This is a genomic window from Streptomyces sp. NBC_00654 (genome assembly GCF_026341775.1).
Lineage (GTDB): Bacteria > Actinomycetota > Actinomycetes > Streptomycetales > Streptomycetaceae > Streptomyces.
Window position 1 is genome coordinate 4,171,960 of sequence record NZ_JAPEOB010000001.1, and the last position, 24,402, is coordinate 4,196,361.

General features: G+C 69.2%; 18 protein-coding genes and 1 pseudogene. 8 read left to right on the forward strand and 11 right to left on the reverse strand.

The window, feature by feature from the left end:
- Positions 1–588 precede the first annotated feature (588 nt).
- The 4 genes and pseudogenes from OHA98_RS17705 (at position 589) to OHA98_RS17715 (ending at position 4,240) form a co-directional block, all read left to right on the forward strand.
- Entirely contained in the window at positions 589–1,014 is a 426-nt protein-coding gene (locus tag OHA98_RS17705; RefSeq protein WP_266926904.1) for a hypothetical protein, read from the forward strand.
- Positions 1,011–3,158 carry an NACHT domain-containing NTPase gene (locus tag OHA98_RS17710; protein WP_266926906.1) on the forward strand — a complete coding sequence of 716 codons (2,148 nt, stop codon included), beginning with the start codon at positions 1,011–1,013 and terminating at the stop codon, positions 3,156–3,158. Before OHA98_RS17705 ends, OHA98_RS17710 begins: the two co-directional genes overlap by 4 nt.
- Positions 3,158–3,757, forward strand: a pseudogene (locus tag OHA98_RS42910) (DUF6801 domain-containing protein); the annotation flags it as partial. The gene OHA98_RS17710 and the pseudogene OHA98_RS42910, both read left to right, overlap by 1 nt.
- Positions 3,758–4,063: 306 nt before the next feature.
- Positions 4,064–4,240 carry a hypothetical protein gene (locus tag OHA98_RS17715; RefSeq protein ID WP_266926907.1) on the forward strand — a complete coding sequence of 59 codons (177 nt, stop codon included), beginning with the start codon at positions 4,064–4,066 and terminating at the stop codon, positions 4,238–4,240.
- A 164-nt stretch (positions 4,241–4,404) separates the two neighbouring features.
- Here the strand turns inward: OHA98_RS17715 and OHA98_RS17720 are convergent, their stop codons facing one another.
- Together OHA98_RS17720 and OHA98_RS17725 are read right to left on the reverse strand one after the other, a co-directional pair.
- Entirely contained in the window at positions 4,405–5,355 is a 951-nt protein-coding gene (locus tag OHA98_RS17720; protein ID WP_266926909.1) for an aldo/keto reductase, read from the reverse strand.
- Positions 5,355–7,250, reverse strand: a complete 1,896-nt coding sequence (locus OHA98_RS17725; RefSeq protein ID WP_266926911.1) for a hypothetical protein — start codon at positions 7,248–7,250, stop codon at positions 5,355–5,357. The genes OHA98_RS17720 and OHA98_RS17725 overlap by 1 nt, the downstream gene beginning before the upstream one ends.
- Positions 7,251–7,411: 161 nt before the next feature.
- Here OHA98_RS17725 and OHA98_RS17730 point away from each other — a divergent pair, with 161 nt between their 5' ends.
- A complete protein-coding gene (locus OHA98_RS17730; protein ID WP_266926913.1) occupies positions 7,412–8,242 on the forward strand; it encodes an amidohydrolase in 831 nt (276 codons plus the stop codon).
- Between the two features lie 351 nt (positions 8,243–8,593).
- Positions 8,594–9,325 (forward strand): GntR family transcriptional regulator, encoded by a 732-nt coding sequence (locus tag OHA98_RS17735; protein ID WP_266926915.1) that lies wholly within the window; start codon positions 8,594–8,596, stop codon positions 9,323–9,325.
- A gap of 252 nt (positions 9,326–9,577) precedes the next feature.
- Here the strand turns inward: OHA98_RS17735 and OHA98_RS17740 are convergent, their stop codons facing one another.
- From OHA98_RS17740 to OHA98_RS17755, 4 genes are read right to left on the reverse strand one after another with little or no spacing between them, the layout of a single operon-like run.
- A complete protein-coding gene (locus tag OHA98_RS17740; protein ID WP_266926917.1) occupies positions 9,578–11,569 on the reverse strand; it encodes a right-handed parallel beta-helix repeat-containing protein in 1,992 nt (663 codons plus the stop codon).
- A 41-nt stretch (positions 11,570–11,610) separates the two neighbouring features.
- On the reverse strand, positions 11,611–12,525 hold the full coding sequence (locus OHA98_RS17745) for a carbohydrate ABC transporter permease (RefSeq protein WP_266926919.1): 915 nt from the start codon (positions 12,523–12,525) through the stop codon (positions 11,611–11,613).
- 6 nt (positions 12,526–12,531) lie between these two features.
- A complete protein-coding gene (locus OHA98_RS17750) occupies positions 12,532–13,485 on the reverse strand; it encodes a carbohydrate ABC transporter permease (protein WP_266926921.1) in 954 nt (317 codons plus the stop codon).
- The gene (locus OHA98_RS17755; protein WP_266926922.1) at positions 13,464–14,711 is read right to left on the reverse strand and encodes an ABC transporter substrate-binding protein; all 1,248 of its coding nucleotides are present in this window, start codon (positions 14,709–14,711) and stop codon (positions 13,464–13,466) included. Before OHA98_RS17755 ends, OHA98_RS17750 begins: the two co-directional genes overlap by 22 nt.
- A gap of 530 nt (positions 14,712–15,241) precedes the next feature.
- Here OHA98_RS17755 and OHA98_RS17760 point away from each other — a divergent pair.
- On the forward strand, positions 15,242–16,051 hold the full coding sequence (locus OHA98_RS17760; protein ID WP_266926924.1) for a ribonuclease activity regulator RraA: 810 nt from the start codon (positions 15,242–15,244) through the stop codon (positions 16,049–16,051).
- Positions 16,052–16,117: 66 nt separating this feature from the next.
- Here OHA98_RS17760 and OHA98_RS17765 read toward each other — a convergent pair whose 3' ends face one another.
- From OHA98_RS17765 to OHA98_RS17780, 4 genes are all read right to left on the reverse strand, one after another.
- Positions 16,118–17,422, reverse strand: coding sequence for a BNR-4 repeat-containing protein (locus OHA98_RS17765; RefSeq protein WP_266926926.1), 1,305 nt, complete (start codon positions 17,420–17,422; stop codon positions 16,118–16,120).
- Positions 17,423–17,575: 153 nt separating this feature from the next.
- Positions 17,576–18,877 (reverse strand): extracellular solute-binding protein, encoded by a 1,302-nt coding sequence (locus OHA98_RS17770; RefSeq protein ID WP_266926927.1) that lies wholly within the window; start codon positions 18,875–18,877, stop codon positions 17,576–17,578.
- 68 nt (positions 18,878–18,945) lie between these two features.
- Positions 18,946–19,866, reverse strand: coding sequence for a carbohydrate ABC transporter permease (locus OHA98_RS17775; protein ID WP_266926929.1), 921 nt, complete (start codon positions 19,864–19,866; stop codon positions 18,946–18,948).
- A complete protein-coding gene (locus OHA98_RS17780; RefSeq protein WP_266926931.1) occupies positions 19,866–20,792 on the reverse strand; it encodes a carbohydrate ABC transporter permease in 927 nt (308 codons plus the stop codon). The genes OHA98_RS17775 and OHA98_RS17780 overlap by 1 nt, the downstream gene beginning before the upstream one ends.
- Positions 20,793–21,136: 344 nt before the next feature.
- On the opposite strand from OHA98_RS17780, the gene OHA98_RS17785 reads away from it, so the two are divergent.
- On the forward strand, positions 21,137–23,425 hold the full coding sequence (locus OHA98_RS17785; protein WP_266926933.1) for an FAD-dependent oxidoreductase: 2,289 nt from the start codon (positions 21,137–21,139) through the stop codon (positions 23,423–23,425).
- Between the two features lie 63 nt (positions 23,426–23,488).
- Here OHA98_RS17785 and OHA98_RS17790 read toward each other — a convergent pair whose 3' ends face one another.
- Entirely contained in the window at positions 23,489–24,277 is a 789-nt protein-coding gene (locus OHA98_RS17790) for an IclR family transcriptional regulator (protein WP_266926935.1), read from the reverse strand.
- Positions 24,278–24,402: the final 125 nt, after the last annotated feature.

A 24,402-nucleotide genomic window follows, 5' to 3' on the forward strand; every position in this document is an offset into this window, starting at 1 on the left:
CAGCCTGCCTGCCGCCCGGCCGCCCGGACGGGGCGCCGCCGGGTCCGCTCCAGCGGATCTCGAGAATGCGGATCCCCGGCTCAGGACAACGAAGAGAAAGAGGGCGACCCACGCGTCGGGGCAGCACGTACGGTTCCAGAAGCAGCTGTCGCCGCACGCGTCGGCGCAGTTTTCCTTGCGGCTGCTCTTCCTGGTTCCCTTGCGTTGCCCCGCCACCTGAACTGCCCCTTCGTCGGCTTCACCATGATCCTACGGACGTACGGGGACGGGTTCCGAAGGGCCCTGGCGATCCCGGTGGCCCTTCATTCGGCGGGCACCGGGGCTCGCCGCGACGCCCAGGCCAACCAGCGCGACGACGTGCTCACGCGTCTCCGAACCACACCACTGGTTGAACGCACTCGGTGAACGGGTAACAGGTGCCGTGCGCCTGCGGGCAACAGTCAGCGGACTCGGTATTCGCCGCACGGATGTGTGAAAGGTGTGCATCATTCGGGGACGGGGCCCCGTGCTGGGCGATTGGGCTGATAGCGCCCGGCCGATTTCAGTAGCATTTGATTCTGTATTGGGTTGCGTGACGGGGGGAATGCTGTGCTCGAGATCGATGGGCTGCTCGACCAGATCGTGCCGGCGGCTGAAGCGGCCGTCGTCGCCTACGGTGTGGGTGTGCTGACCGTGGCACGGGACGAGACGGCCGGGGCGACCGTACGGCTGGGGCAACGGCTGCTCGCCAGGGTCATGAACCGCGGTGCCAATGCCGAAGCCGTTGAAGCCTCCGTCACCGGCCTGGCGGAGGCGGGCGAGGACCGGGATGTGTTCGGGCTGCGGCGCATGGAGTTGAGGATCGCTCTGCGGGACGCGCTCAGAGAGCATCCGGGCCTCGCCGAAGAGCTTGCGGCGCTGCTGCCGGAAGGTCCCGCCGCTCAGGCCGGGGGTGAGCGCAGCGTCGCAGTGGCCGGAAACAGCTCCGGGATCATTTCCACCGGCGACGGTGCGCACAACACGCTGCACCGGTGAACGGCAGTACCGACCCGCGGCAGCCTGACCGCACCGGACCCGGACCCGTCCGGCCGGACGGCGACAGGTCGGTCCATGTGCGCGACAACTACGGCGTCATCAGCACCGGCGACAACGCACACGTGTTCATCGAAGCCCCGGCTCCGCCCGCCGAGAACTCGGTGGCCGGGAAGGCCAATCTGCTCGCGGACAGGGTCAGCGACTTCCTGAAGCGCGAGGAGGAGCAACTGCGGTTGTGGGATCCGGTCCCGCTGCCGTTGCGCTGTCGGCCGGTGCCACGGACGTTGGCCGACGGCCGGAACAGCGGTCCCGGTCCCTGGGCCGGGGCGGAGGCTGTGCTTCCACTGGATCTGGAGGGTCCATTGGAGGATCTCGCGGTCGTTTACGAGGGGACGAGGCCCGGCAGGCTTCTGGTGCTGGGCCGGGCGGGTTCGGGGAAGACCATTCTGATCCGGCGTTTCGCGAAGGCCCGGCTGGAGGCCCGCACGCCGACCGGCGAGGCTCCGGTACCGGTGATCTTCAGCCTGGGCTCGTGGAATCCGGCCACCACCCCCTTGCGGGACTGGCTGATCGACCGATTGGAGCGGGACTATCCCTTTCTGGCCGGGGCCAGCCCCGACGGGTCGACGACGTGGGCCGAAGCGCTGATCGGCGCCGACCGCGTTCTGGCGATCCTGGACGGATTCGACGAGATCGCCGACGGCCTGCACAAGGACGCGCTGCGGGATCTCACGACCACCACCGTGCCGTTGCTGATGACGAGCCGCCGCCCCGAACTCGAAGACGCCGTGAAGACACCCATGTTCTTCGCCGGTATCGAACTGACCGACCTCACCCTCGACGACTCCGTCGACTACCTGATGCCGACGTCCGTCACAGCCCGCCGCACCGATGCGGGCACCACCGCCCCGACCGGGTGGGAGTACGTCCTGAACAGGCTGCGCCTCCACCCCGACGAACCGGCCTGCGCCAACCTTTCCGCAGTGCTGACCACTCCACTGATGGTCACGCTCGCCCGCACCGTCTACTCCTCCGGCCGCGATCCGGCGCGGCTGCTGACGGACAAGGAGCTCAGCACCCGCGAAGCCCTTGAGGACCACCTCCTGGACAACTTCGTCCCCACCGCGTACGCCCGCTTCCTCAGCCACCGGCCTGACACGGAACGTCGGCCCTGGCGCTCCGAACGCGCACAGCACTGGCTCGGATACCTCGCCACACACCTGAAGCAACTCGACACCCACGACATCGAGTGGTGGCGGCTGGGAACGGCCATGAGTCTTCCTTCGCGCATGCTCGTCTCCGGGATCACGACCGGGCTCGCGACAGGTACCGTGCTCGGACTCGCCCCCGGGTTTGCGACACTTCGAGAAACAGCCTTCAATCTGCTGCTGCATGTGCTGGGAATCGGACTGGCCTTCGGTCTTGTACACGGAGTCATGTCGAAACTCAGGGTCGGCGGCGCATTCGAACCGTCGCGCATGCGCATACGCATCCGCGGCGGCTCGAAGAGGGTGAAAGAGAATCTTCTCCCCAGAATCTTCGGTGGACTCGCGGGTGGCCTGGTGTTCGGGGTCGTGTACGGCTTCGGACTCGCGGTCTACTTCACCGCTCTGGGCCATCCCTGGTTCGTGGCTTTACTGATCTTCGGGGAATGGTCCCTGGTCGGGCTCGGGATCGGGCTGGGAGCCGGGCTCACACTCGGGCTCATGACCGGGGTCGAGGCGCTCATCGAGACGAAATCCTCGGTCAGCCCGTCGGACCTGCTGAACACGAACCGTACGACCGTGCTCGCCCAGGTTCTCGCGATGGGCCTGACGGTCGGTCTCGGGTACGGCACCGTCGTCGCGACCATCAACAATCTCACCCTTGGGGTGGCGAGTGGGATCGTGACGGGGGTCATGGTCGCCATCGGGGCCTGCACGTTGACCGCCTGGGGCCGGTGGGTCGTCCTGGTCCGCATATGGCTGCCCCTGACCGGGCGGCTTCCGCGGGCAGTGAACGCCTTTCTGGACGACGCCTACGAGCGAGGTGTGCTGCGTCGGGCCGGCGCGGTCTATCAGTTTCGCCACGCGCGGCTCCGGGATCGCCTGGCCGAGGCCCACGGGCAACACAAAATGCCGACGACAGCGACAGGAGACCGCTGATGAACGACGGGGACCGAACAGCACGCGGCACGAGGCGGTTTGGGGCCGGGACCGCGCTGGGCATCGCGGCGGCGCTGGCGGCCGCTGCCGGAATCCTGGGGGTGCCGGGATCCCCGACCGCTTCCGCGGAACCGGTCGGGCTCACACTGCGCTACGCCTGTGCGTTCTCAGGACTTGGTAGCCAGCCCGTGACGATGCGGCTCGATTCAGACATCCCGGACTCGATCCGGGTCGGCAGGGCCAGCCCACGATCCGCCTTGAACGGAGTGGCGACAGTGAGTGCGGGCATCACGCGGCTGGCCGCCGCGGTCGGCGCGAAGACCGTTGAGGGCTCCCTGGACGGGACCGCCACCGTGACCGCACCGCAGGGCAGTATTCCCCTGGCCGTGCCCATGACGATCCCACGGACCGCTGTACCGGCCTCCGGTTCGTTCGACGTCACCGCCAAGGGCACCGCGCCCTCCCTCACGTTCACCCGACCGGGCAACGCGGAGGTCAGTGTCGGCAACCTCACCTTGAGCCTCACCCCGAAGCGTGCCAACGGCAGCACGACCCCCGTGGGCCGGCTCCACGCATCCTGCACACTGGCACCCGGGCAGAACACGGTCCTGCAGTCGCTCGCCATCACCGAGCCGGTGCAGGCAACCGCGACGGCGACGGGCGGGACCTCCTCCGGAGGGACCGGAGACGGGAGCGGTTCCGGAGGGACCGGAGGGGGAACCGGCTCCGGATCGGGTCCCGGAACCACTGCCGGTACGGCCGCGGGCACGCGGCCCGGAACCGGGTCCGGGTCCGGTCGTCCGGCGTCGGCTTCGCCGGACACCTCGGCCACGCAGAAGGCGCCGGCACCCAGCTCGACCGGGTCCGCGCCCCGCACTCCGAGCCCGTCGCAAGGAGCACCGGCCATGGATACGCCACAGGACGATGCGACCAACGCCGCCACCGACAGCGCGGCCGATGATCTGAACCCCAGGAATCCATTCGTGCTGGCGACGGGAGTCCTCGTCGTGGCGGGCGCCGCCGCCCTTGTCGCATTCGGACCGTGGCTGAGGAAGCGGCACTCCGACGGCCCGGACAGCTGAGCGGGGCCGGGCAGAATCATGGCTCACGGGCCGGCCGGCGAGACCCCGACGCCGGCCGGAACCCGAGCACCGTGCACCGCGCGTGCGTGGCCTCATCGACAGCTGGGACGCATGGGCCACCGCCGTCGGCCCGACCTGTGATGTCCGGAGTGGAAGTGCGCGACTCAATGTTCCGCGAGCCCTGGGGCGGGCACCAACTCCTGCGGCACGAAGCCCTCTTCGGCCAGTCGCTGCCACAGTTCGGGCGGGACAGCACAGCGGGCCCCCGCCGCGTTCGCCGTGACCTCCGCGGCCGACCGGCAGCCCACGATCACCGACCCGACGGCCGGATGCAGCGACGGGAACTGGATGGCCGCCGCGGAGAGCGGAACGTCGAACTCCGCACATAGTCGTCTGCATCGCCGCGCGCGGAGCAGTTCCCGCTCCGGGACCGGGCGGTAGTTGAACATCGCACCGGGGGAGGGGCCCGCGAGCAGACCGGTGTTGAAGACCCCGCCGACGACGACCGAGGTGCCGGTCCTCGCGCACAGGGGCAGCAGCGCTCCGAGCGCGTCATGGTCAAGGAGCGAGAACCGCCCCGCGATGAGCACGACGTCCACGTCGAACTCCGCCACGTACGCGGCGAGCGGCGCACTGTGGTTCATGCCGAACCCGATCGCCCGTACCAGTCCCTCGTCCCGGAGCCGGCGCAGCGCCGGGTAGGCCGTGCGCCGGACCTCGTCCGGGAAGTCGTCCGCGTCGTGCAGATAGAGAATGTCGACGGACGACCGCCCCAGGCGGTCCAGGCTCGACTCCAAGGACCTGCGGATACCGGCCTCCGTCCAGTCCGGGACCACCTCGCCGGGCGTCCCGTCGGGCCGCGGCCGCAGCAGCCAGCCCGTCTTCGTGGAGATCAGCGGCGCGGTGACACCTGCCGGTGCCAGGAGGCGGCCGAGCCTGTCCTCGGCCTGGCCGTGCCCGTAGCGCGGTGCCGTGTCGAAGTACGTGATCCCTTCGCGGGCCGCGGCCTTCAGCGTGGCCGCGGCGTCCGCCTCCGTCACCTCCTCGAAGAGGCCGCCCAGCGGTGCGGTGCCGATCCCCAGGCGGGGCAGCTCGAAGGACAGCCGGCCGGTCATCACGCCACCTCCCCGACCGGGGCGTCGCAGGTGGGCCGGCCACCGCGCAGGATCATCGTCAGAGTCAGCCGGACCTGCGTGCCTCCGGGCAGCTCCACACGGCAGTACGGACCACCGACGTCCTGTGCGGGACCGTCGTCGACCTGCGCGGTGTGCATGACGTGCTCGGCGAACGAGCCCGCCTGCACCACCAGCGAGCGCGCGGTGCCACCGAGGTTGACCAGTTCCACGACGGTGCGGTCGGGGCGGATGTCGGAGACGAGTGCCGCGACGTCCGCGGGAAGCCCGGGCCGCTGCCCGGCGGCGTCGTGGTAGCGCAGATGCATATGGGCGAGACCCCCGTTGTAGAGGACCTGGGGGGAGCCGGTGGTCAGTTGCAACAGCGCCTCGGTGACGACGGGGTTGAGGTCCTGCCAGTGGTGTATGCCAAGAACGTCCGGGCCGACGGCCGGGTCCACCGGGTCGTTCTCGATGGCCTCGACGCGTTCGGCACAGGAGTCGAGAGCGCTGCGCAGCATGCGCTCGGGGAAACCCGGGTTGCGGCCCTGCAGGAACTCGTACCACGGCTCCTCGTGTCCGGCCTCATCCTTGATCCGCTGGGTGTGCACCGTCGTCCAGTCCCACCTCGCGCCCGCCCGCAGCCGCTCGATGCGCTCCTGGTCCTGCGACTCGCGGCTGAAGTGCCACAGGGACACCGGCAGTTGGCCCGGCATCACGGTGAAGTCGAACCAGCCGGAGTCGTTGTGCCGCTGCGGCACCATCAGTGTCCGGTCGGCGTCCATCGCGCGCAGGTGCGGATCCCAGCGTTTGCCCAGGGTGCCGCGTCCCCCGGCGCCGCGCTGCTCGCCCTGGCGCAGTACGGCGTCGAGCGGGTTGCGGGCCAGGTCGAGGAAGGCCGCGTCGCCGGTCAGCAGGGCCGCGTTCGAGGCCCCGACGAGGGTGGCGCTGCCCACGGGGGAGAGGCCGTGCGGCCATGACCAGCCGTAGTGCGCGCCGTACCACCGGCCGCCCAGATACTCGCCGACCGTACCGCTCAGGCCCGCGTTGTCGGGGACGACGTCCCGTCCGTCGAGCCGTTCGCGCCAGGCGCCGACGTACTCGGCCACCCAGTCCGCGTACCGCTGCTCACCGCTGAGGAGGAAGGCGTTGGTGGCCAGTCCGGTCGCGGCCAGGTTGACGATCGTGTCACCGCGGCCCATCCGGTCCCACATCGCGCGGCCGTAGGAGCGGGCGCGCTCGGGGTCGGCCACGAGCTGATCGAAGGACGTGACGTCGTCCATCCCGTCGAGCGGCAGACCGTACGGGTGCAGGGCGAGGCTCCACGGGAAGTACGGCTCCTCGTCGCTGAATCCCGGGCGCGGACCCGCCGATCCGTTGTGCGGTGCGCGCACGACCCGGTGCTCGGGGTCGTAGTTCGGCCCGCCGGGCAGATAGAGGCCGGCGAAGCGGCGGGCCAGTTCGCGCAGTTGGGGGTCGCCGGGATCGGCCAGGCACAGACCGTAGAAGAGCAGCATGCCCTCGCCCTGGTGGAACCAGTCGTAGCCGCGCTCCGAACCGCCCTGGAGCATGCCCATCTCGGTGAGCTGCGCGGATACGCCGCTCCAGTGACGGCGCGCCGCCGGCAGGAGATCCGCGCTGCCGCCGAGGAGGTACAGCGTCGGCCAGTTGAAGAACGGCTCGTAGAAGTCGTCCACGCCATCGCGGCCGTCCGGGCCCACGCCGAGCCTGTCCCGGAAGACGAGGCGGCCGTCGCCCTCGGTGTAGCGGTCGGCGAAGAGGCGCCAGGCCTTGTCCTGACGGGCGAGCAACTCCCGCTGGAGTGTGGCCCATCGGGGCGCCTCGGCGATGCGGCGGGTCGCCCGGAGCCGGGGGCCGGGCACGGTGACGGGCGTCATCGACGCGCTCCTTCCCCTGTGTTCGAGCCGCTGGTCCATTGGTTCCTGAACATCGAGAACACATGCCCCTCGCAATCGCCCATCGATAGCCGATGGTTAGACTCACCGGCGCGAGCCACTGTGTCAATACTCCGGGACGGCACCTCAGGAGGATCCCGACCATGATCGACTGCCATGTGCACCTGTGGGACCCGTCGGCGGGGTTCCCCTGGATCCGCCCCGGGAGCGCACACCACAGGGCGTTCGGCATCGACGACCTGGCGGCCTCGGGGCCTGCCCCCGCCGTGACCGGGGCGATCCTGATCGAGGCGTCCCGCGGCGACGCCGGTGAGACGCTCGCCCTGCGCGAGTGGAGCCTTCGCCGCCCCGACCTCGTCGCGGGGTACGTGGCGAATCTGCACGTGCACGGCGACGGTGGCCCCCACCGCTTCCGCGCCCTGCTGAACGATCTCGGCGACAGTCGGCCGAACGGCATGCGCCTGGGCGGTGCGAGCTGGGCGGACACCCCGGAATCGGCCCGTGCGCTCGTCCCGGAACTGGCCGCGGCCGGGATGGTGCTGGAGCTCAATCTGGGTGCCGGGGCGCTGCGGGCGGCGGCCGGAACGGCCACCCGGTACCCCGGGCTCACCGTGGTCGTCGACCACCTCGGGAACCCGCCGAACCTCCGTGCGGACCCGGGAGAGTGGTATCGGGACCTGGAGCGGGCCGCTGCGGCGCCCAACGTGGTCGTCAAGGTCTCCGGCCTGCTCACCCAGCAGCACGGCGTGCCGCCCGACCGGACCGCCGACCTGGTCCGGCGTGCGGTGGACGCGCTCGGCCCCGACCGCATCCTCATCGGCTCCGACTGGCCGATCTGCCTGCCCCGCGGCAGCCGCGCCGATTCGCTCGAACTCTCCGTGCGCGGTCTCGACCGGCTGTCGGACGACCAGCGCGAGACGGCACTGCACACGAACGCCGTCCGTGTGTACGGGCTCCGGGGTCGGCAGCCGTAGCGTCACCCTGATTCGATTCCTACGATGATGATCGATAGACGATGAAGTCAGGCCCGGACCGGCGGCGATCGACACGCACGACGTGACGTCCGCCGGATACGGCGGGACCGGAACCGCCGCCCTCGACGGTGTACGCGGCGTTCGACCACTACGGGACTCGAAGGCAGGTGGATCGGACTGACAAGCGCATACGCGCGCCATCCGTTCAACGGCCGGGCCACGCGGCTGGACGGTGCGGAACCCGACAATTCTCGGGATTTTCGACACTTGCGCCCCACCGAGATTCCATCGATAGGCGATGACCGCGTACCATGGCGCAACTGGCTCGCCTCATCGCAGGATTGGGAATTCATGGCATCGAATGCGTCGGCTGGATTCGTCTCCACGCTGGCCACCAACAAGGACCGGTTCCGCAAGACTCTGATCTCCGACCAGGTCTACGACCTGCTCCGCCAGGCCGTCGTCGGGGGCGACCTCGCGCCGAACGAGCGCGTGGTCGAGTCGGAGATCGCCCGACGCCTGGGGGTGAGCCAGGCCCCGGTGCGGGAGGCGGTCAAGCGGCTGGCCCGCGAGGGCCTGCTCATGCACGTCCCGCGTCGCGGCCACTTCGTCGTCGAGATCTCCGCGCAGGACGCCGAGTACGCCCGGCAGGTACGCGAACCGCTGGAGCGACTCGCCGCCCAGCTCGCCACCGAACACCTCACCGACGACCACCTCCGCGAGCTCGACGCGCTGGTCGAGCGGATGCGGGACGCCGTCGCCGCGAGTGATGTGAGCCGATTCCGTGATGCCGACATCGAGTTCCACACGGTGGTCAGCCAGATCGCGGGCAATCCGTTCCTGGCCCGGATGTGGGAGGTCATCGAGCCGAGCCTGCGGACCCTGCGGGCCATCTCCGACCCCCTCTTCGAGGGCGACTGGAGCGCCATGGCCGAGGAGCACGGCCGGCTCGTCGGCCTGTTGCGGTCCGGGGACGCCGATCTGGCGGCCGCGGCGTTCGCCGACCACGCGGCCGGCCGCGGGCCCGTGCCGGACGCGCGCGAGGTGAAGAGGAAGCCGCGCAAAGCCGCGGCCAAGAAGTGAGCACCGCCCCAGCACCACAGGCCCGAGCCGGATTCCGGCTCGGGCCTTCTCACGGGGAAGCGGTCGGGGCTGACGAGCTGGTGCGTGGCTCAACGCTGTCCCGTCATCCCTGACGGGCGCGCGACGAGAGTCACGGTACCTCGCGGCGTTGTCGGAACGTCCGCATACATCCCGTATGCGGACGTCCCTCCGCCGTGCGACGCACCGCATCCGACGCCGCGCGCCGATCCGCCGGGGGCGACGGGACAGCCGTCAGCGGCGCGCGCCCGCCGTCCATTTCGGCGCCCCGTACTGGTAGGCGCCGAGGCTGGGCGTCGCATCCGTCGAGCCGTCGTTGATGCCCGGCAGCGCGATCGCCTGGTGGCGCGCGGGAGAATCGGCGGTCAGCCGGTAGTCGTTCCCGGCCGGGTCGGCGAAGAGCGGATCGGTCTCGCCGGGCAGGTTGTTCGAGAGGACGAGCCCGCCGTCGGTGGCACCGGCCAGACCGCGAATGGTGCCGATGTTGTTGTAGATCTTCGTGCCGGTCGACTGCCCCGGTTCCTTGACGTAGAACAGCGTCATTCCACCCGTGTTGTTGTACACGCCGTTGTTGTGCGAGCCGGTGCCCAGACCGTTGAGCATCACCGTGCCCTCCCGGTTGCCCCAGCCCACGTTGTTCGCGATCACCAGGTCGCTCTGGCCGTTGTCGGCGTAGACACCCGAGATCCCGAACGTGGTGAGAGTCGTGGCCGGCTCCGGATCGTGCAGCACGTTGTGATCGATGGACGTCCCCATCATCGAGGCGCTGCAGCAGGTGTAGATCGCGGCGACGTCGAGACTGAGCCGGGCGTACCCGGAGATGTCGTTGTACGCGATCAGGTCCTTGCCCGGGGTGAGGCCCTCCACGGTGTTCCACTGGAGGTTGATGCCGCTGCGGCCGACCCGGCTGATCGTGTTGTGGGTGACCGTCTGGCTGTTGCCCTGGACGGCGATGCCCGCCGCGTACGTCCCCATGTAGTCCACGTCGTGGATCACGTTGTCCGTGGCGGTGTTGTTCTGCCCGCGCAGCGCGATCCCGTTGCCCGCGCTCAGCGACAGATCGCTGTTCACGATCCTGTTGTACGTGCCGTCCAGGACGATGCCCGTGTCTCCGACGCCCCGCGTCACCGTGCTGCCGCAGTCCGTCGTGCCGCGCGTGATGTCGGTGTAGTGCGACAGATACGTACCGGTGATGCCGTCCAGCGTCACGCCGGTGCTGGTCGGTCCGGTCCTGATGGTGGAGGCGAACAGTCCGACGCCCGCCACCGTGGTGTGGCTCGCGGCCGTCAGATCGAAGGCCAGGGACCGGGCCTTCGCCTCGATGGTGTGCGCGGCGGGGCTGTCCTCGCTGTAGAGGTACAGGCGCTTCGCGGCCGGGTCGTAGAACCACTCCCCGGGGCGGGCGAGTTCGCCGATCTTCCCGGCGAGGGCGTACCGCGTCTCCTTCGGTACGACCTTGTGCACGCACGGCGGCGCGGCGTCCAGCGTCACCGAGCCGGCGGCGGAACTCTTCACCGTGCCGGTCGCCGAGACGTACCAGTAGCCGGTCAGGGCCCGCGCGCCGTCCCAGTACCCGGCGGGCCGGGTCAACGCCTCGTCCCTGATCGTCGCCTCCGCGCTGCCCGCGCCCGCGTACTGCAGCGTGGGGTCGAGCAGATCGAGCCCCGGGTAGGGCCACTGCGCCTCGACGTTCGCCTTCTTGTCGGTGAAGACCTGCACGGTGGTCACGTCGGATCCCAGGTCGACGGAGGTGCTGTAGACGTGTCCGGCGGCCACGGCGTCACTGAACGCCGAGTCCTGGGCGTACGGATCACTTTTGGCGATCTCCGCGACGTCCGCGCCGGTGACGGGCGCGAAGCCGCGCACCGGCGCGGTCCCGCTCAGCGTCACCTTCGCCCCGGGCGCCGCCCGGTAGGTGATCGGCAGCCCGGCGGTGCCCGACCGGGCCGGCACGACCGTCTCGGCGTACGTACCGGATTGGATCAGACAGGTGTCCCCGGGCTCCATGACGTCGGCGCACCGCTGGATGTGCTGGAACGCACGATCCGTACGGGTGCCCTTGTCGGAGTCCCGGCCCGAGGGAGCGACGTAATACACCTCTCCGGCCCGGGACTTGTGCGGAAGCGCGGCGGCCGGAACGGCGGCCGCCACCACGGACAGCGACGCGAGCAGGGCGGCTGCGGACCACGACCCCTTACCGGGACGTGGCCACCATTTCCTCGACACTGGACGGTCCTTTCTTCTCTGGCGGAATGCGGTCCGCCCGCTCATCCCTTCACCGCGCCCACCGTCAGACCGCTGATGATGTGGCGCTGCATGTAGATGAAGAAGATGATCACGGGCGCGATGGCGAGCAGAAGGTTGGGGAACACCTTCGTCAGGTCGGTGGAGTACTGGCTGATGCCGGCGTAGATCGCCGTCGTCACCGTGTAGTGCCCGGACGAGGGGCTGAGCAGGATCTGCGGCGAGATGAAGTCGTTCCAGATCCCGATCGAGTTGAGGATCAGAACGGTGACGACCGCCGGACGCATCAGCGGGAAGATGATGGTCCAGAAGGTCCGGTAGCGGCCCGCGCCGTCGATCGTCGCCGCATGGTCGATGTCCACCGGAATCGTGCGGATGAAGCCCACGAACAGGAAGATGCTGACCGGCAGCGTGGAGGCCACATCGTGTGCGACCAGACCGGTCACGGTGTTGGCGAGACCGATCTCGCGCAGTACGTAGATCACCGGAATGATCACGGCGGCGCCGGGGATGAACGTGCCGGCCAGGAAGTACAGCAGCACCAGCTGCGTCCGCTTCTTGAGGCTGCGGGCTATCGCGTACGCCGCCGGTCCCGCAAGCGCGATGCAGAGCACGTCCACCGTGATGACGAGGAACAGCGTGAAACCGTAACCGCCGATGACGTTGTACTGCGGATTGCTGATGGCGGCAGACATGTGCTCGAAGGTCATCCCGCTCAAGGGGATCGAGAACGGGCTGTCGAGGATGTCCTGCTGCGACTTGAAGGCGTTCACGACGAGCAGGTACACGGGCACGATCATGACGACGAACAGCAGGCCCAGGAGCGCCCAGCGCAGGGGGGAGCGGGACTCCCGCCGTTCCGTCCGTGAGACCTCCGGTGCGGAAGCCGGTGCGGTCCGCGGTCTGTCGCGGACCTTTGGTTCAGTGACGACCACCATCGGCTCCTAACCGGTCGCAGCTTGGTCCTGGCGGTTGCGCAGCGCGGTCACGACGAGGGCGAGCGCGGCGGAGACGACCATCAGGAACACCGCCTGAGCCGTCGCGTAACCGACCTTGGTGCCCTCGAAGGACCGGGCGAGAATGAGATAGGTGAAGGTCTGCGTGGAGCCGGCCGGCCCTCCGCCGGTGAGGCTGACCACGATGTCGTACGCCCTCAGCAGGCCGACCAGGTTCAGTACGGTCGCCACGGTGATCACGGGCGCGATCATCGGGACCACGATGCGCAGATTGATCTGCCGCCTGCTGGCGCCGTCCATCGCCGCGGCTTCCAGGAGCTCCGCCGGGACGGTCTGCAGGGCGGCCACGAACAGCACGACGTTGAAGCCGAAGCCGGCCCACACGATGACACCGATCAACGTGTACAGCGCGAACTTCTCGTCGAAGAGAAAGCCGATCGGCTCCATGCCGAACGTGGCGAGGGTGTTGTTGACCGCCCCGTTCGTGCCGAGGATCGCCGCCCAGAGATAGCCGAGGATCAACGCGCTGATCACGTGCGGGAAGTAGGCGACGGCGCGGAAGAACGAGTTCGTACGCGATCGGCCCTTGAGGATCAGCGCGTACATCAGGCCCGCGCCGACCATCGAAGCGGTGCCGATCGCGGTGATCATCGCGGTCACGTACCAGGCGTCCGTCGAACTCGGGTCGTCGAAGAGGTGCTGGTAGTTCTCCCACCCGATGACCTTCGCCGTGGAGAAACCGTCCCAGTCCGTGAAGCTGAGGTAGATCGCCACACCCACGGGCACGACCGTCAGCACGGTGTACAGGAGCACGGCCGGGCCCATCATGCCGAACGTGACGGCCGCCTCGCGGACGTGGGCCCGCCTGCGGCCGGAGCCGGGTGCCGCCGAGGCGGCGCAGGAGCGCGGCTCCCGCCGCGTCAGTTCTGCGAGTTCCACCACTTGTCCAATCCGCCCGCGGCGTCCTTCGCGGAGGTGCCTGTGTACAGGGACTGGATCTGCTTGTTGAGCTCGTCGCTGAACCCGGCGACCGGCTGGTTCTCGCCGGACTTGACGAGTACCGACGGAGTCCCGTCGAGGATCTTCTGCACCGAGGTGCCGAGGCTGGACATCGGGTAGCCGAATCCCGTGCGCAGATTGCCGTCGGCGGCGAGCTGGCTCTTGATCGCTTCCTCGTCGGTGACCAGCCACTTCACGAGGTCGATGGCCTCGGCCTGGTGGCGCGACTGTTTGACCACGGTGTAGGGGTTCGAGATGTTGCCGAACTGGCCGGACGGGTAGGCGCCGTCGGTCGGCATCGTGAAGACACCGATCTCGTCGCTCTTCTTCGCCGCGTCCGCCGCGGGCACGAAGAAGGAACCCATCATGTACATCGCCGACTTGCCGTTGAGGAAGGCGGTCTGCCCGTCGGCGTACGTCAGACCCAGCGCGCTCTTGTCGAGGTAGCCCTTGTCGATCCACTGCTCGTAGCGCTTCAGGTACGGCACATAGCCGCTGTCGGCGAAGGAGACCTCGCCGTCGTTGCGCTGCTTGATCCACCGCGGGTTCCCGGTGAGCACACCCGCGTCGGCCATCATCGAGAACTGCCCGCCCGTCACCCACTGGCCGGCGGTCTGCAACGGCTTGTAGCCCGCGGACTTCAGGCTGTCCATGGCGGCGGTGAACTGACTCAGCGTCCGGATCTTCGACGCGTTCACGCCGGCCTTCGCGAAGGCCGCCTTGTTGTAGAAGACCAGCGACTGGATCTGCTCGCCGACGCCGACCATGTACGTCCTGCCGCCGACGGCGTACTGGCCGGCCAGCGGTGTGTCCTTCGTCCAGGCCTGGTCGGACAGGTCCGTGAAGAGTTTGACCGTGTCGGGGGCCGGGATGATCTGCTGGGCGATGTCGGGCGGGTCGCCGGCGGCGAGGTCCTGGGTGAGCTTGGCGTTGGCCGAGATCGTCCCGGTCAGCTCCAGCTTCACCTTCACTCCGGGGTGGCTCTTCTCGTACGTCGCGAAGAGGCCTTTCCAGTACTGCTCTGTCAGGTTCGGCGAGATGTTGACGATGACACGGAGAGTCGTGCCCTCCGCGGCCCCGTCGGAACCGCTTCCCCCGCAGCCGACCGCGGAGGCCAGCACGAGCGGAGCCAGCGCGACCGCGGAGGCTCGGTGCCACATGGTTCTCATCGGACACGCTCCATTGCGTAGTCGTGAATAATCGATAGCTGAGGTGCAGTTGCAGGTGTTCGTGCGAGTTCGGCAGGAAGGGGAGGGGCGCCGCGGTCCGAACGGTGCGGACGGGGCCCGGTAGGCGCCCATGGCAATCGCCTATCGATTGCTGATGCTATGGGTGGCACCCCGCATGTTCAAGGGTGCTGCCGAAACCGCTTGCTCCCGATCGCCCGCTGCCGGTGCACGGCGACACGGTCCGCTGGTCAGGGGTCGGGGAAGCGTCTGGACCGGACGGGTCGAGCGCCCCCAACTGTCCGGCAGCGGCGGGCATCCGCGGTCCCGCGGATCCCGGGCCGGGGCCTCGGTGGGGATCGCGCTCTCCGTCGTGGAACGCCCGCGCCCATGCCGGGGCGAGCGGCCGCGGTGCAGTGGACATGGAGGACTCCTGACGGATTGACAGCACTAATCGATTGGCTGTTATCTACCATCGATAGACGATGATGTCACTGGCGTTGCGTGCGGGGAGCGCGCGGAGAGGCACGTGAATGAACCAGAGCAGGGAACAAGGAACGTCGTCGGCGGGGGAGACCCCGGCCTACGAGTCGATGCGGTCGCCGGTCCACACCTCGTCCTTCCGGCGGCCGACCCGGCGGATGGTGGAGGCGCTGGAGGATGTGAGCGCGGCGACGGCCTGCGCGAAGCTGCACCAGATGGGCATCACCAGGACTTTCATCGACGGGCCCGTGCCGCTGCACCGGGAACCGGACGTCAAGGTCACCGGCGGTGCGGTCACCCTGCAGTTCCTGCCGCAGCGCGAGGACGTCTTCAACGGCGCCGCACAGGAGGACATCGAGCGCAAGACCCCGCTGTGGGGGGTACTGGAGTCGATCACACCCGGCGACGTGCTGGTGATCTCGGCGCAGGCGAGCCACTTCACCGGCTGTCTCGGCGACATGCTGGTGCGTTACTTCAAGCTGCGCGGCGGCGCCGGGATCGTCGTGGACGGGCGGGTACGGGACGCGGCGCGGATCCGTGCCCTCGGCGTCCCGGTCTGGTGCACCGGAGTCACCCCGCACTACGCTTCGCAGACGGAGCTCTTCCCCTCCGCGTTCAACGTGCCGGTGGGTGTCGGCGGCACCCTGGTGACGCCGGGCGACCTGATCGTGGCCGACGAGGACGGAGCCGTGGTCGTACCGCAGGACCGCGCGGTCCCGCTGGCGGAGGACTCGCTCCTGCACCAGGACCGTGAGGCCTTCGCGCGCCGCCGCCTCGACGAGGGCGGCCTGCTCTCCGACTACTATCCGCTCACCGGTGAAGGGCTGGACGAGTATCTGGCGAGCAGGCCCGCGACCTGACCGCTCGTGGGCACCGTACGGGGACGGCTCCGTCCCCGTACAGGACGCGCCGGCGGCGTTCCGGCTTCAACGAAGTCCGTAGTAGAGGGAGTTGTGCGTGGTGTCCGGAAGATAGAGCACATCGTGGCCGTCCGAGTCCCGCCGCACCGCGAGCCGGTCCGCGCTCACGCCCGGCGCGGCGGACTGCGCGCTCCAGGCCCCGTCCGCCGACTGCGTCGCGGCGAAGACCCGGTCGGTGCCGGAAGCGGTCACGTAGTAGATCCGCTTGGTGTCCGTCCCGTCCCACGTGATGCCGAGGGCGGCCGAGGTCTGGCCGCCGGCGTACACGGTCTTGCTGACCCAGTCGCTGCCGCTCGGATAGGAGTAGTACACACGGAAGTTGCCGCCGCTGTCGGCCGAGCGGTAGCGGTAGGCGACCTTCGGGACGGAGCCGTCGAGGGTGAGCTTGGCGCTCTGGACCGCGGGACCGGTGTACGCGTTGTCGATGCTCCACTCCTCGCCCGCGGTGAGCTGCTGAATCACGTCGGAGGTGTCGGGCGTCACCGGGACGGTGAGCGCCGCCCCCGTGCTGTCGGCGAAGCCGCCGGTCGCCGGGTCGTAGCGCAGGTAGGACAGCTTGTGGCGGAACCCGGTCGCCGGCGCCTTGGCCCACTCGTACAACAGGTGCAAACGTCCCTCGCCGTCCACCGTCAGGTCGTCGGGATACACGGAGCGGTTCGGCGCGCCGGCGAAGGTGGCGACCACACTCCAGCGCGCCGCCGAGTTGTCCCAGCGATAGAGCTTGCCGGGGCGCTGGTCGGCACCGGCGCCGACACGGGCTGCCAGGTACAGATCGCCGTTGGGGGCCGTGGCGACGATCGGGTAGGTGATGCCCTGGCCCTGGTCGGGCAGTTCGGCCGCGTGGTCGGTGACGTCCCCGCCCGGGGCCTCGGTACGGAAGTAGCGCCAGGCGTCGGCGTGCATGGAGGCGAACACGTGCAGACGGCCACTGCCGTCCCGCGCCACGGACGGCTGGTTGTGGCCGTTGTCGTCGGGGAACTCGGCCCGCGCCCCGCTCCGGTCGCGCAGCGGCAGAAGGCTCCAGACCCCGTCCGGGTCGCGCCGCGCGATGGCGGGCCGGTGCGTGGCGGCCGTCGAGCCCGGCTCGTTGAAGGCGAAGTACGTGTACTGGCCCCGGCCCTTGTACGTGGCGACCGGCGTCCACCAGGCGGCCTGGTTCGACGAGTCCATCGCGTACGGGACCTTCTCCAGCACCGTCGCCGCGGCTGCCGTGCTCTGCCCGGTGTCGGCACGGGCGGCTGTGACGGGTGAGAGCAGGGCGGCCAGGGCCGCGGCCGAGGCGGTGTACGTGCGTGCCGTGGGACGTCGCAAGGTGAGCTCCTTCGCGGGTGCGTGCTCGGGCGTGGAGATGACGCGGACGGCAGCGGCCCGAGGGCCGGCCGGCGCGGTCGTCGTACGGGGTACGGAGCAGGGCCCGGCGAGGGTCGTTCGACATTCACCGGGCCCGGACAACGGCGCTGCCTCTCAGCGCTTGATGAGTGCGGCGGCCTCCTCGCCGGCCTGCTTCATCGCGTCCTTCGGCTTCGACGTGCCCACGAGGACGGCCTGCACCTGCTTGGCGACGGCCTCCTCGATCTGGGCGTTCTGCGCGAACTGCCAGAACGGGTTGCCGGTCGCCGTCCTGGTGATCTTCTCGGTCCACTCCGTGGTGAAGGTGTCCTGGGCGACCTTCGGGTCGGCCAGACCCGCCGTGGTGGACGGCGGCAGTGCGCGCGCGGTGAAGTACTCGGACGTGGTGGCCCGGTCGCTGGTGGTGTGCAGCGCGAACTCGGTTGCCGCGTCCTGGCCCTTGCCCTTCACGATCGCGATCACGCCGCCCCACAGCAGTGCCTGCGGTGTGTCCCCGGCCTTCAGCACCGGACGCTCCATGGGCTGCATGGCATCGGCCAGCGTCTTGTCCTTGGACTGGGCGGAGGTCACGCCCTTGCCGATGATGGCGTCGTCGTAGAAAGCCGCCTTGCCCTGCCCGAACAGGGCGCGCGCGTCGAAGCGGTCCACGTCGGCGGCGATCAGCTTCTCGTCGTGCAGCTTCTTGTACCAGGTGACCGCGTCGACCGAGGCGTCGTCGCCGATCGTGACCTTCCCGCCGTCGAGCAGCGTGCAGCCGAAGGTCTGCATCCACGGGAAGATGTCCTTGAGCTGCGCGACCTTGGTGGCCGCGGCATACGGTACGACACCGCCGCCGAGCCCCTTCAGCTCCCGCAGGGCGGCCTCGAACTCCTCGATGGTGGTGGGGTGCTTCTTGATCCCGGCCTTCTCCAGAAGCCGGGAGTTGGCGATCACACCGATCGATCCGGTGTTCCACGGCAGGCCGTACTGCTTGCCGTCGTACTTTCCGCTGTTCAGCGCCACGTCCGTGTAGCCGCCCTTGCCCGCCGCCGATCCCAGGTCGGCGAGCTTGCCCATCTGCGCCACCGCGGCCAGCCAGGCGAGGTCGAGGTGCACCGCACCCGTCGTCTCCCCGCCGCCGAGCTTGAGGGTGAGCTGGCTCAGGTACTCGTTGTACGGGTACGAGACCGCTCGGATCTTGGACTTCTCGGCCTTCTCCCACGCCGTGATGATCTTCTCGATCGAGGGCTTGGCCGCTTCCTCGTTGAGCGACCAGGAGGTGAAGTCGAAGTTCTTGGACTTCGGGTCGCCGCCGTTGGAGGTGCTGCCGGCGCCGGACGGGGCGCACGCGCCGAGCACACCGGCGCCGGCCACACCGAGCGCGCCGATGCCGAACATACGCAGCGCGCCGCGCCGGCTGATGCCAGAGGTGGTCATGATCTCTCCATGAGGGAGTGGGCGGAAGGGGAAGTACGTGGGGGAGGGGGCGGGCCGATGCCGCGGGTTCAGCTCTTGACCGAGCCGGCGGTCATGCCGCCGACGAGGTAGCGCTGCAGGAACATGAAGGCGACGACCACCGGGATGGACACGATGAGCGAGGCCGCCATCAACTGGGGCCAGGCGGTCTGGAACTCGCCGATGTAGGTGGAGACGAGGCCGGGAGGCAGGGTCTGCTTCTCCTTGTCGGCCAGGGTCAGCGCGAAGATGAAGTCGTTCCAGCCGCGCACGAAGGCGAACAGCCCGGCGGCGATCATCCCGGGCGCGGCCAGCGGCGCCACGATGGAGTGCAGCGTGCGCCACCGGGACGCACCGTCGATGGACGCCGCCTCCAGCAGGGCGTCCGGGATGGTGTCGAAGATGCCCTTCAGCATCCAGACGCACAGCGGCATGGTGAACGTGGTGAAGGAGAGCACCAGGGCCGTGTACGTGTTGAGCATGCCGAAGCTGGAGAACACGGTGTACAGCGTCACCAGCAGGAGGGCCTGGGGGAACATCTGGGAGGCCAGCACCAGATGCATCAGCGACCGGCGCCCGCGGTAGCGGAACTTGGAGAACGAGTAGCCCATGTATGTGGCCACGACCACGCTCAGCACGGCGGTGATCGAGGCCACGATGAGCGAGTTGACCATGTATGTGATCAGCTGGTCGTTCTCGGCGAGGGCCGTGAAGTTGCTGAGGGTGAGGTCGGTGGGTATCAGCTTCGGCGGGAACTGGAAGGTCGACTCGGGGGTGCTCAGCGCGGTGACGAGCAGCCAGTAGACCGGCAGCAGGCCGAAGGCGCCGATGACGACGACCGCGCTCCAGGCGGCGATCCGCGAGCGCAGCAGGTCCTTGCGCATACGGCGCCGTGTGGTGCGCTCGGCCCGCGTGGCGGACGGCCGCGGACGGCCGGCGGCGGACAGCGGGGTGGAGGTGGTGGAGGTCATCAGGCGTCGCCCTTCCGCTCGGTGATCCTGAGGTGGATGGCGACGAGGAGGAGCAGGAGCAGCATCCACAGCCCGCCCAGCGCGGTCGCCCGGCCGATGTCGAAGCCCTTGAAGGCGGTCTGGTACACGGCGGTCGCGAACGTCTCGGTCGTGCCGGCCGGTCCACCGCCGGTGAGGACGTAGATGGTGTCGAAGTGCTGGAAGTTCCAGATGAACTCCAGCAGCAGAACGATCGAGGCGACACCGCGGACCTGCGGCCAGGTGACGGCGAAGAAGCGCCGGATCGAGCCCGCCCCGTCCATCGAGGCCGCCTCGTGCAGCTCCCTGGGCACGGTCTGCAGACCGGCCAGGAGCATCACCATCATCCAGGGGAAACTCGCCCAGGTCTTGGTGACGATGACGGCGATCATCGCGGTGCCGGGCCGGCCGAGCCAGGCGACGGACTCGTCGATGATCCCGGTCTCCATGAGGACACCGTTCAGCACCCCGTAGTTCGCGTTGAAGATCCACATCCACAGGAAGGAGACCACCACGCCCGGGATCACCCAGGGAAACAGGAACAGGCCGCGCAGGAAGCCGCTGCCCTTGAGGCCGGTGTTCAGCGCGAGCGCGAGCGCGAAGCCGAACACGAAGGGGACGAGCGTCGCGCCGACGGTGAAGACCAGCGTCTGCTTGAGGATCGTGAGGAAGTCGCCGTCCAGCCAGTACGTGAAGTTGTCCAGGCCCACGAACTCCCGGCCCGGCAGCCGCAGATCCTGCTTGAAGAAACCGGTGAACAGCGCGGACAGCAGCGGGTAGAAGATGATCGCCGCGAACAGGGCGAGTCCCGGTGCGGTCAGCAGCAGGGCGAACGCACCGTTGGAGAGCCGTCCGCCGGTCCGCTCGCGGGGCGGGGGCGCCTTCTGGGGAGGTGCGGCCGTACTCATGGGTGTGTCCTCTCGAACGGGGCGGGAGCGCCGGGGCCCTGCGTGAACGCCATCCATGCTCCAATGAATGCAAGTTGCAGCATGCGGGATCGTTCTCCATATCGTGCGATGGCGTCAACCCTTGTGGGTGGTGACTCGCCGGTTCTGCGCAGGGCCGGCGAACTCGCCCCACCTGCTCTGAACGTGCACTTCGGCTCGCGACAGCCAGGTCGATGGCCGTGACCGAAACTTACAACGGATCCCACTGGCTGAACAGTGGTTGCACAATATGGATGTGATGTACGTTCATGGCGGCTCCGCTAGGGCGGGGAGTATCCGAGCTTCACCACCAAGGAGGCCGCACCGTGCGGGAAGAAGAGGTCCATTACGACATCGCCGTGATCGGTGGCGGATTGGCGGGGACCTGCGCGGCCATCGCCGCGGCCCGCCTCGGCCGACGCGTCGCACTGGTCAACAACCGGCCCGTCCTGGGCGGCAACGCCAGCAGCGAGATCCGCGTCTGGGTCTGCGGCGCCACCGCGCACGGCGTGCACCGCTGGGCCCGCGAGACCGGAATCATGGGCGAGCTGTACACCGAGAACCAGTACCGCAACCCCGAGGGCAACCCCTACTACTGGGACCAGGTCGTCCTCGACGCCGTCCGCGCCGAACCGAACATCGACCTCTACCTCAACACCGACGTACGCGAGGCCGACGCGAGCGGCCCCGCCGACAGCCGTGAGGTGCACTCCTGCACCGGCTGGATGATGGGCTCGGAACGCCGCATCACCTTCCACGCGCGCCAGTTCCTCGACTGCACCGGTGACGGCCTGCTCGGCCACCTCGTCGGCGCCCGCTACCGCATAGGCCGCGAGGCGCGGGCCGAGTTCGACGAGCCCTGGGCGCCGGCCGAGGCGGACCAGGCACTGCTCGGCTCGACGATCCTCTTCCACACCAGGGACACGGGCCGGCCGGCGAAGTTCGTACCACCCGCCTGCACCAAGGACCTGTCGACCACGCCCATCCTGCGCAACCGCATCCTGCGCACCGGGGACAACGGCTGCGACTACTGGTGGATCGAGTGGGGCGGCGAACTCGACACCGTCCACGACAACGAGCGCATCCGCGACGAGCTCCAGGCCGTGATCATGGGCATCTGGGACCACATCAAGAACTCCGGCGAGTTCCCCGACGCGGCGAACCTCACCCTGGAATGGGTGGGCAGTCTCCCCGGCAAGCGCGAGTACCGCCGCTTCGTCGGCGACCACGTCCTGACCCAGCAGGACATCCTCGAACAGCGCCAGTTCGCCGACCGGATCGCCTTCGGCGGCTGGTCCGTCGACCTCCATCCCGTACAGGGCATGTACGCGGATGAGCCCGGCGCCCGCCAGCGCTACGCGGACGGCATCTTCCACATCCCGCTGCGCTCCCTGTACTCGGCGAACGTCACGAACCTCCACTTCGCCGGGCGCAACATCTCCGCCACCCACATCGCCTTCGGGGCCACCCGCGTCATGGCCACCTGCGCGACACTCGGCGAGGCCGCGGGCACCGCTGCCGCCCTCTGTGTCGCCGAGGGCCTCACCCCACGCGAACTCGCCACCCGGCGACCGGAACTGGTACGCCACACCCTGCTGCGCCAGGACGCCTCCGTGATCGGCCTCGCCGACGACGATCCCGACAACCTGGCGCGCGCGGCCCGTGTCACCGCCTCCTCCCATCTGACCCGCCTGGCCGCCGAACCCACAGCGACCGCGCCCGGCGCCCCGTACCCCCTCACCCGGGACCTCGCCCTCCTGCTGCCGGTCGACCCCGCACTGGACGCGGTCGACCTCTTCGTCCAGGGCGCCCCGGACGGCCGGTCCCGCGAACTCACCGTGGAACTGTGGGGTACGGGCCACCCCGAGAACGCGGTCCCCACCGACCACATCCTCACGACCACCGTCACCGTCCCGCCGGACGGCCCCCACTGGGTCACGGCCCGTCTGGACCACCATCCGGACACCCCCCGCAACACGATCCTCATCGCCCGCGCCTGCCCGGACACGGCCCTGGTCCTCCTCCCCGAACGCACCGACGGTGTCCTCGCCCTGCGCAGGAAGGCCGAGGGAGACGCGGCCGTCGACCACGACATCCCGGAGGAGGACGGCCAGCCGGTCCTGGAGTGGCAGGCCCGCGGACTGCGCCGTCAGACCTTCGCCTTCCGCGCGACCCCCGACACCACCGCATTCCACCCCGAACGGGCCGTGGGCGGATACCAACGCCCCTACGGCGGCCCGCACATGTGGTCCTCCGAGCCGGAAGGCGCCCCCCAGTGGCTCCGTCTCGACTGGGAAGAGGAGCGAGAACTCACCGGGACGCGCCTGGTGTTCGACGACGACGTCGACGAGTACCTCAACAACCTGCACCGCCACCGCACCCCGTACGAGGTCATGCCGGAACTCGTGCGCGACTACCGCGTCCAGAGCCGTGACCCCGACGGCACCTGGCACACACTCCTGACGGTGACGGACAACCGGCGCCGCCACCGCGTACACGAACTGAAGGCCGCGGACGGCCGCCCCGTACGCACCGACGCGCTGCGGCTCGTGGTCGACGCGACGCACGGGGCACGGCACGCGCATGTGATCGCCTTCAAGGCGTACGGCGCGTAGCCGCACGGCGGAGGGGTCCGGTGAAGGCTGATCAGCCTTCACCGGACCCCTCCGTCATGTGCGTCAGAGCGCGCCGAGTGCCTGACTGATGGCGTCGGCGGCCTCGATGACCTCCCGTACGAGGGCGAGGCGCTGCCCCTCCGTGTCGGAGCGGTCCCCGAGCAGCGAGGTGGGGCCCCACAGGGAGATGGCGGCGACGACGTCCCCCGAAGCGTCCCGGACGGGCGCGGCCAGGGACGCGCGGCCCAGGGCGCGCTCCTCGGCCTCGACGGCGTAACCGGTGCGCCGGACGGTGTCGATCTCGGTGTCGAGGAGGTCGTGACTGGTGGTCGTGTACTCGGTGAGCGCGTCGAGCGGTTCGGTCAGCAGCTTGCGACGCTCTTTGGGAGCGAGCCCGGTGAGGAGGCACTTGCCGATGCTCGTGGCATGCAGCGGGGCGGTGTGTCCGGCCTGCGTATAGGACTTGGGGGTGCGCGTTCCCTCGAAATTGCACAGGAACATCAGCTCGGTGCCACGCCGGACGGCCACGTTGGCCCCGAGCCCGGTGCGGCTGGCGAGGTCCTGGAGCACCATGCGGGCGGCCCGGTGCACCGGGTGGCGGTTGGTGGCGGTGGCGGCGAGGGTCAGGAGACCGAGGCTGAGCCGGTAGAGGTTGCTGACCGGATCGCGTTCGACCATGTCGAGGCGCTCCAGGGTGGACAGCAGGCGAGAGGTGGTCGACGAGCCCAGTCCGGTGAGCTCGGCGACGTCGGAGACGCGCAGTTCGGCCCGACCGGAGTCGAGTGCGCGCAGCACCGAGACCGCTCGTTCGACGCTCTGGTTCGTCCCGACATCGGTCGCCCGCGTAGCCATGACCCTCCTCATTTTGCAAATCGCTTGCACAATCTGCATCAGCATATCGCGCATGATCGAGGCCCGTACCTGATATCGGCGACAGTGGGTGGAGCGCGGCGACGGCCGGCCGGGCCCGCTGATCC

What these genes read in the sequence shown, in the direction of transcription:
- OHA98_RS17715 (WP_266926907.1), top strand. Translation starts at nt 4,064, where the DNA reads ATGGATACGCCACAGGACGATGCGACCAACGCCGCCACCGACAGCGCG.
- OHA98_RS17720 (WP_266926909.1), bottom strand. Translation starts at nt 5,355, where the DNA reads ATGACCGGCCGGCTGTCCTTCGAGCTGCCCCGCCTGGGGATCGGCACC.
- OHA98_RS17725 (WP_266926911.1), bottom strand. Translation starts at nt 7,250, where the DNA reads ATGACGCCCGTCACCGTGCCCGGCCCCCGGCTCCGGGCGACCCGCCGC.
- OHA98_RS17730 (WP_266926913.1), top strand. Translation starts at nt 7,412, where the DNA reads ATGATCGACTGCCATGTGCACCTGTGGGACCCGTCGGCGGGGTTCCCC.
- OHA98_RS17735 (WP_266926915.1), top strand. Translation starts at nt 8,594, where the DNA reads ATGGCATCGAATGCGTCGGCTGGATTCGTCTCCACGCTGGCCACCAAC.
- OHA98_RS17745 (WP_266926919.1), bottom strand. Translation starts at nt 12,525, where the DNA reads ATGGTGGTCGTCACTGAACCAAAGGTCCGCGACAGACCGCGGACCGCA.
- OHA98_RS17755 (WP_266926922.1), bottom strand. Translation starts at nt 14,711, where the DNA reads ATGAGAACCATGTGGCACCGAGCCTCCGCGGTCGCGCTGGCTCCGCTC.
- OHA98_RS17760 (WP_266926924.1), top strand. Translation starts at nt 15,242, where the DNA reads ATGAACCAGAGCAGGGAACAAGGAACGTCGTCGGCGGGGGAGACCCCG.
- OHA98_RS17770 (WP_266926927.1), bottom strand. Translation starts at nt 18,877, where the DNA reads ATGACCACCTCTGGCATCAGCCGGCGCGGCGCGCTGCGTATGTTCGGC.
- OHA98_RS17775 (WP_266926929.1), bottom strand. Translation starts at nt 19,866, where the DNA reads ATGACCTCCACCACCTCCACCCCGCTGTCCGCCGCCGGCCGTCCGCGG.
- OHA98_RS17780 (WP_266926931.1), bottom strand. Translation starts at nt 20,792, where the DNA reads ATGAGTACGGCCGCACCTCCCCAGAAGGCGCCCCCGCCCCGCGAGCGG.
- OHA98_RS17790 (WP_266926935.1), bottom strand. Translation starts at nt 24,277, where the DNA reads ATGGCTACGCGGGCGACCGATGTCGGGACGAACCAGAGCGTCGAACGA.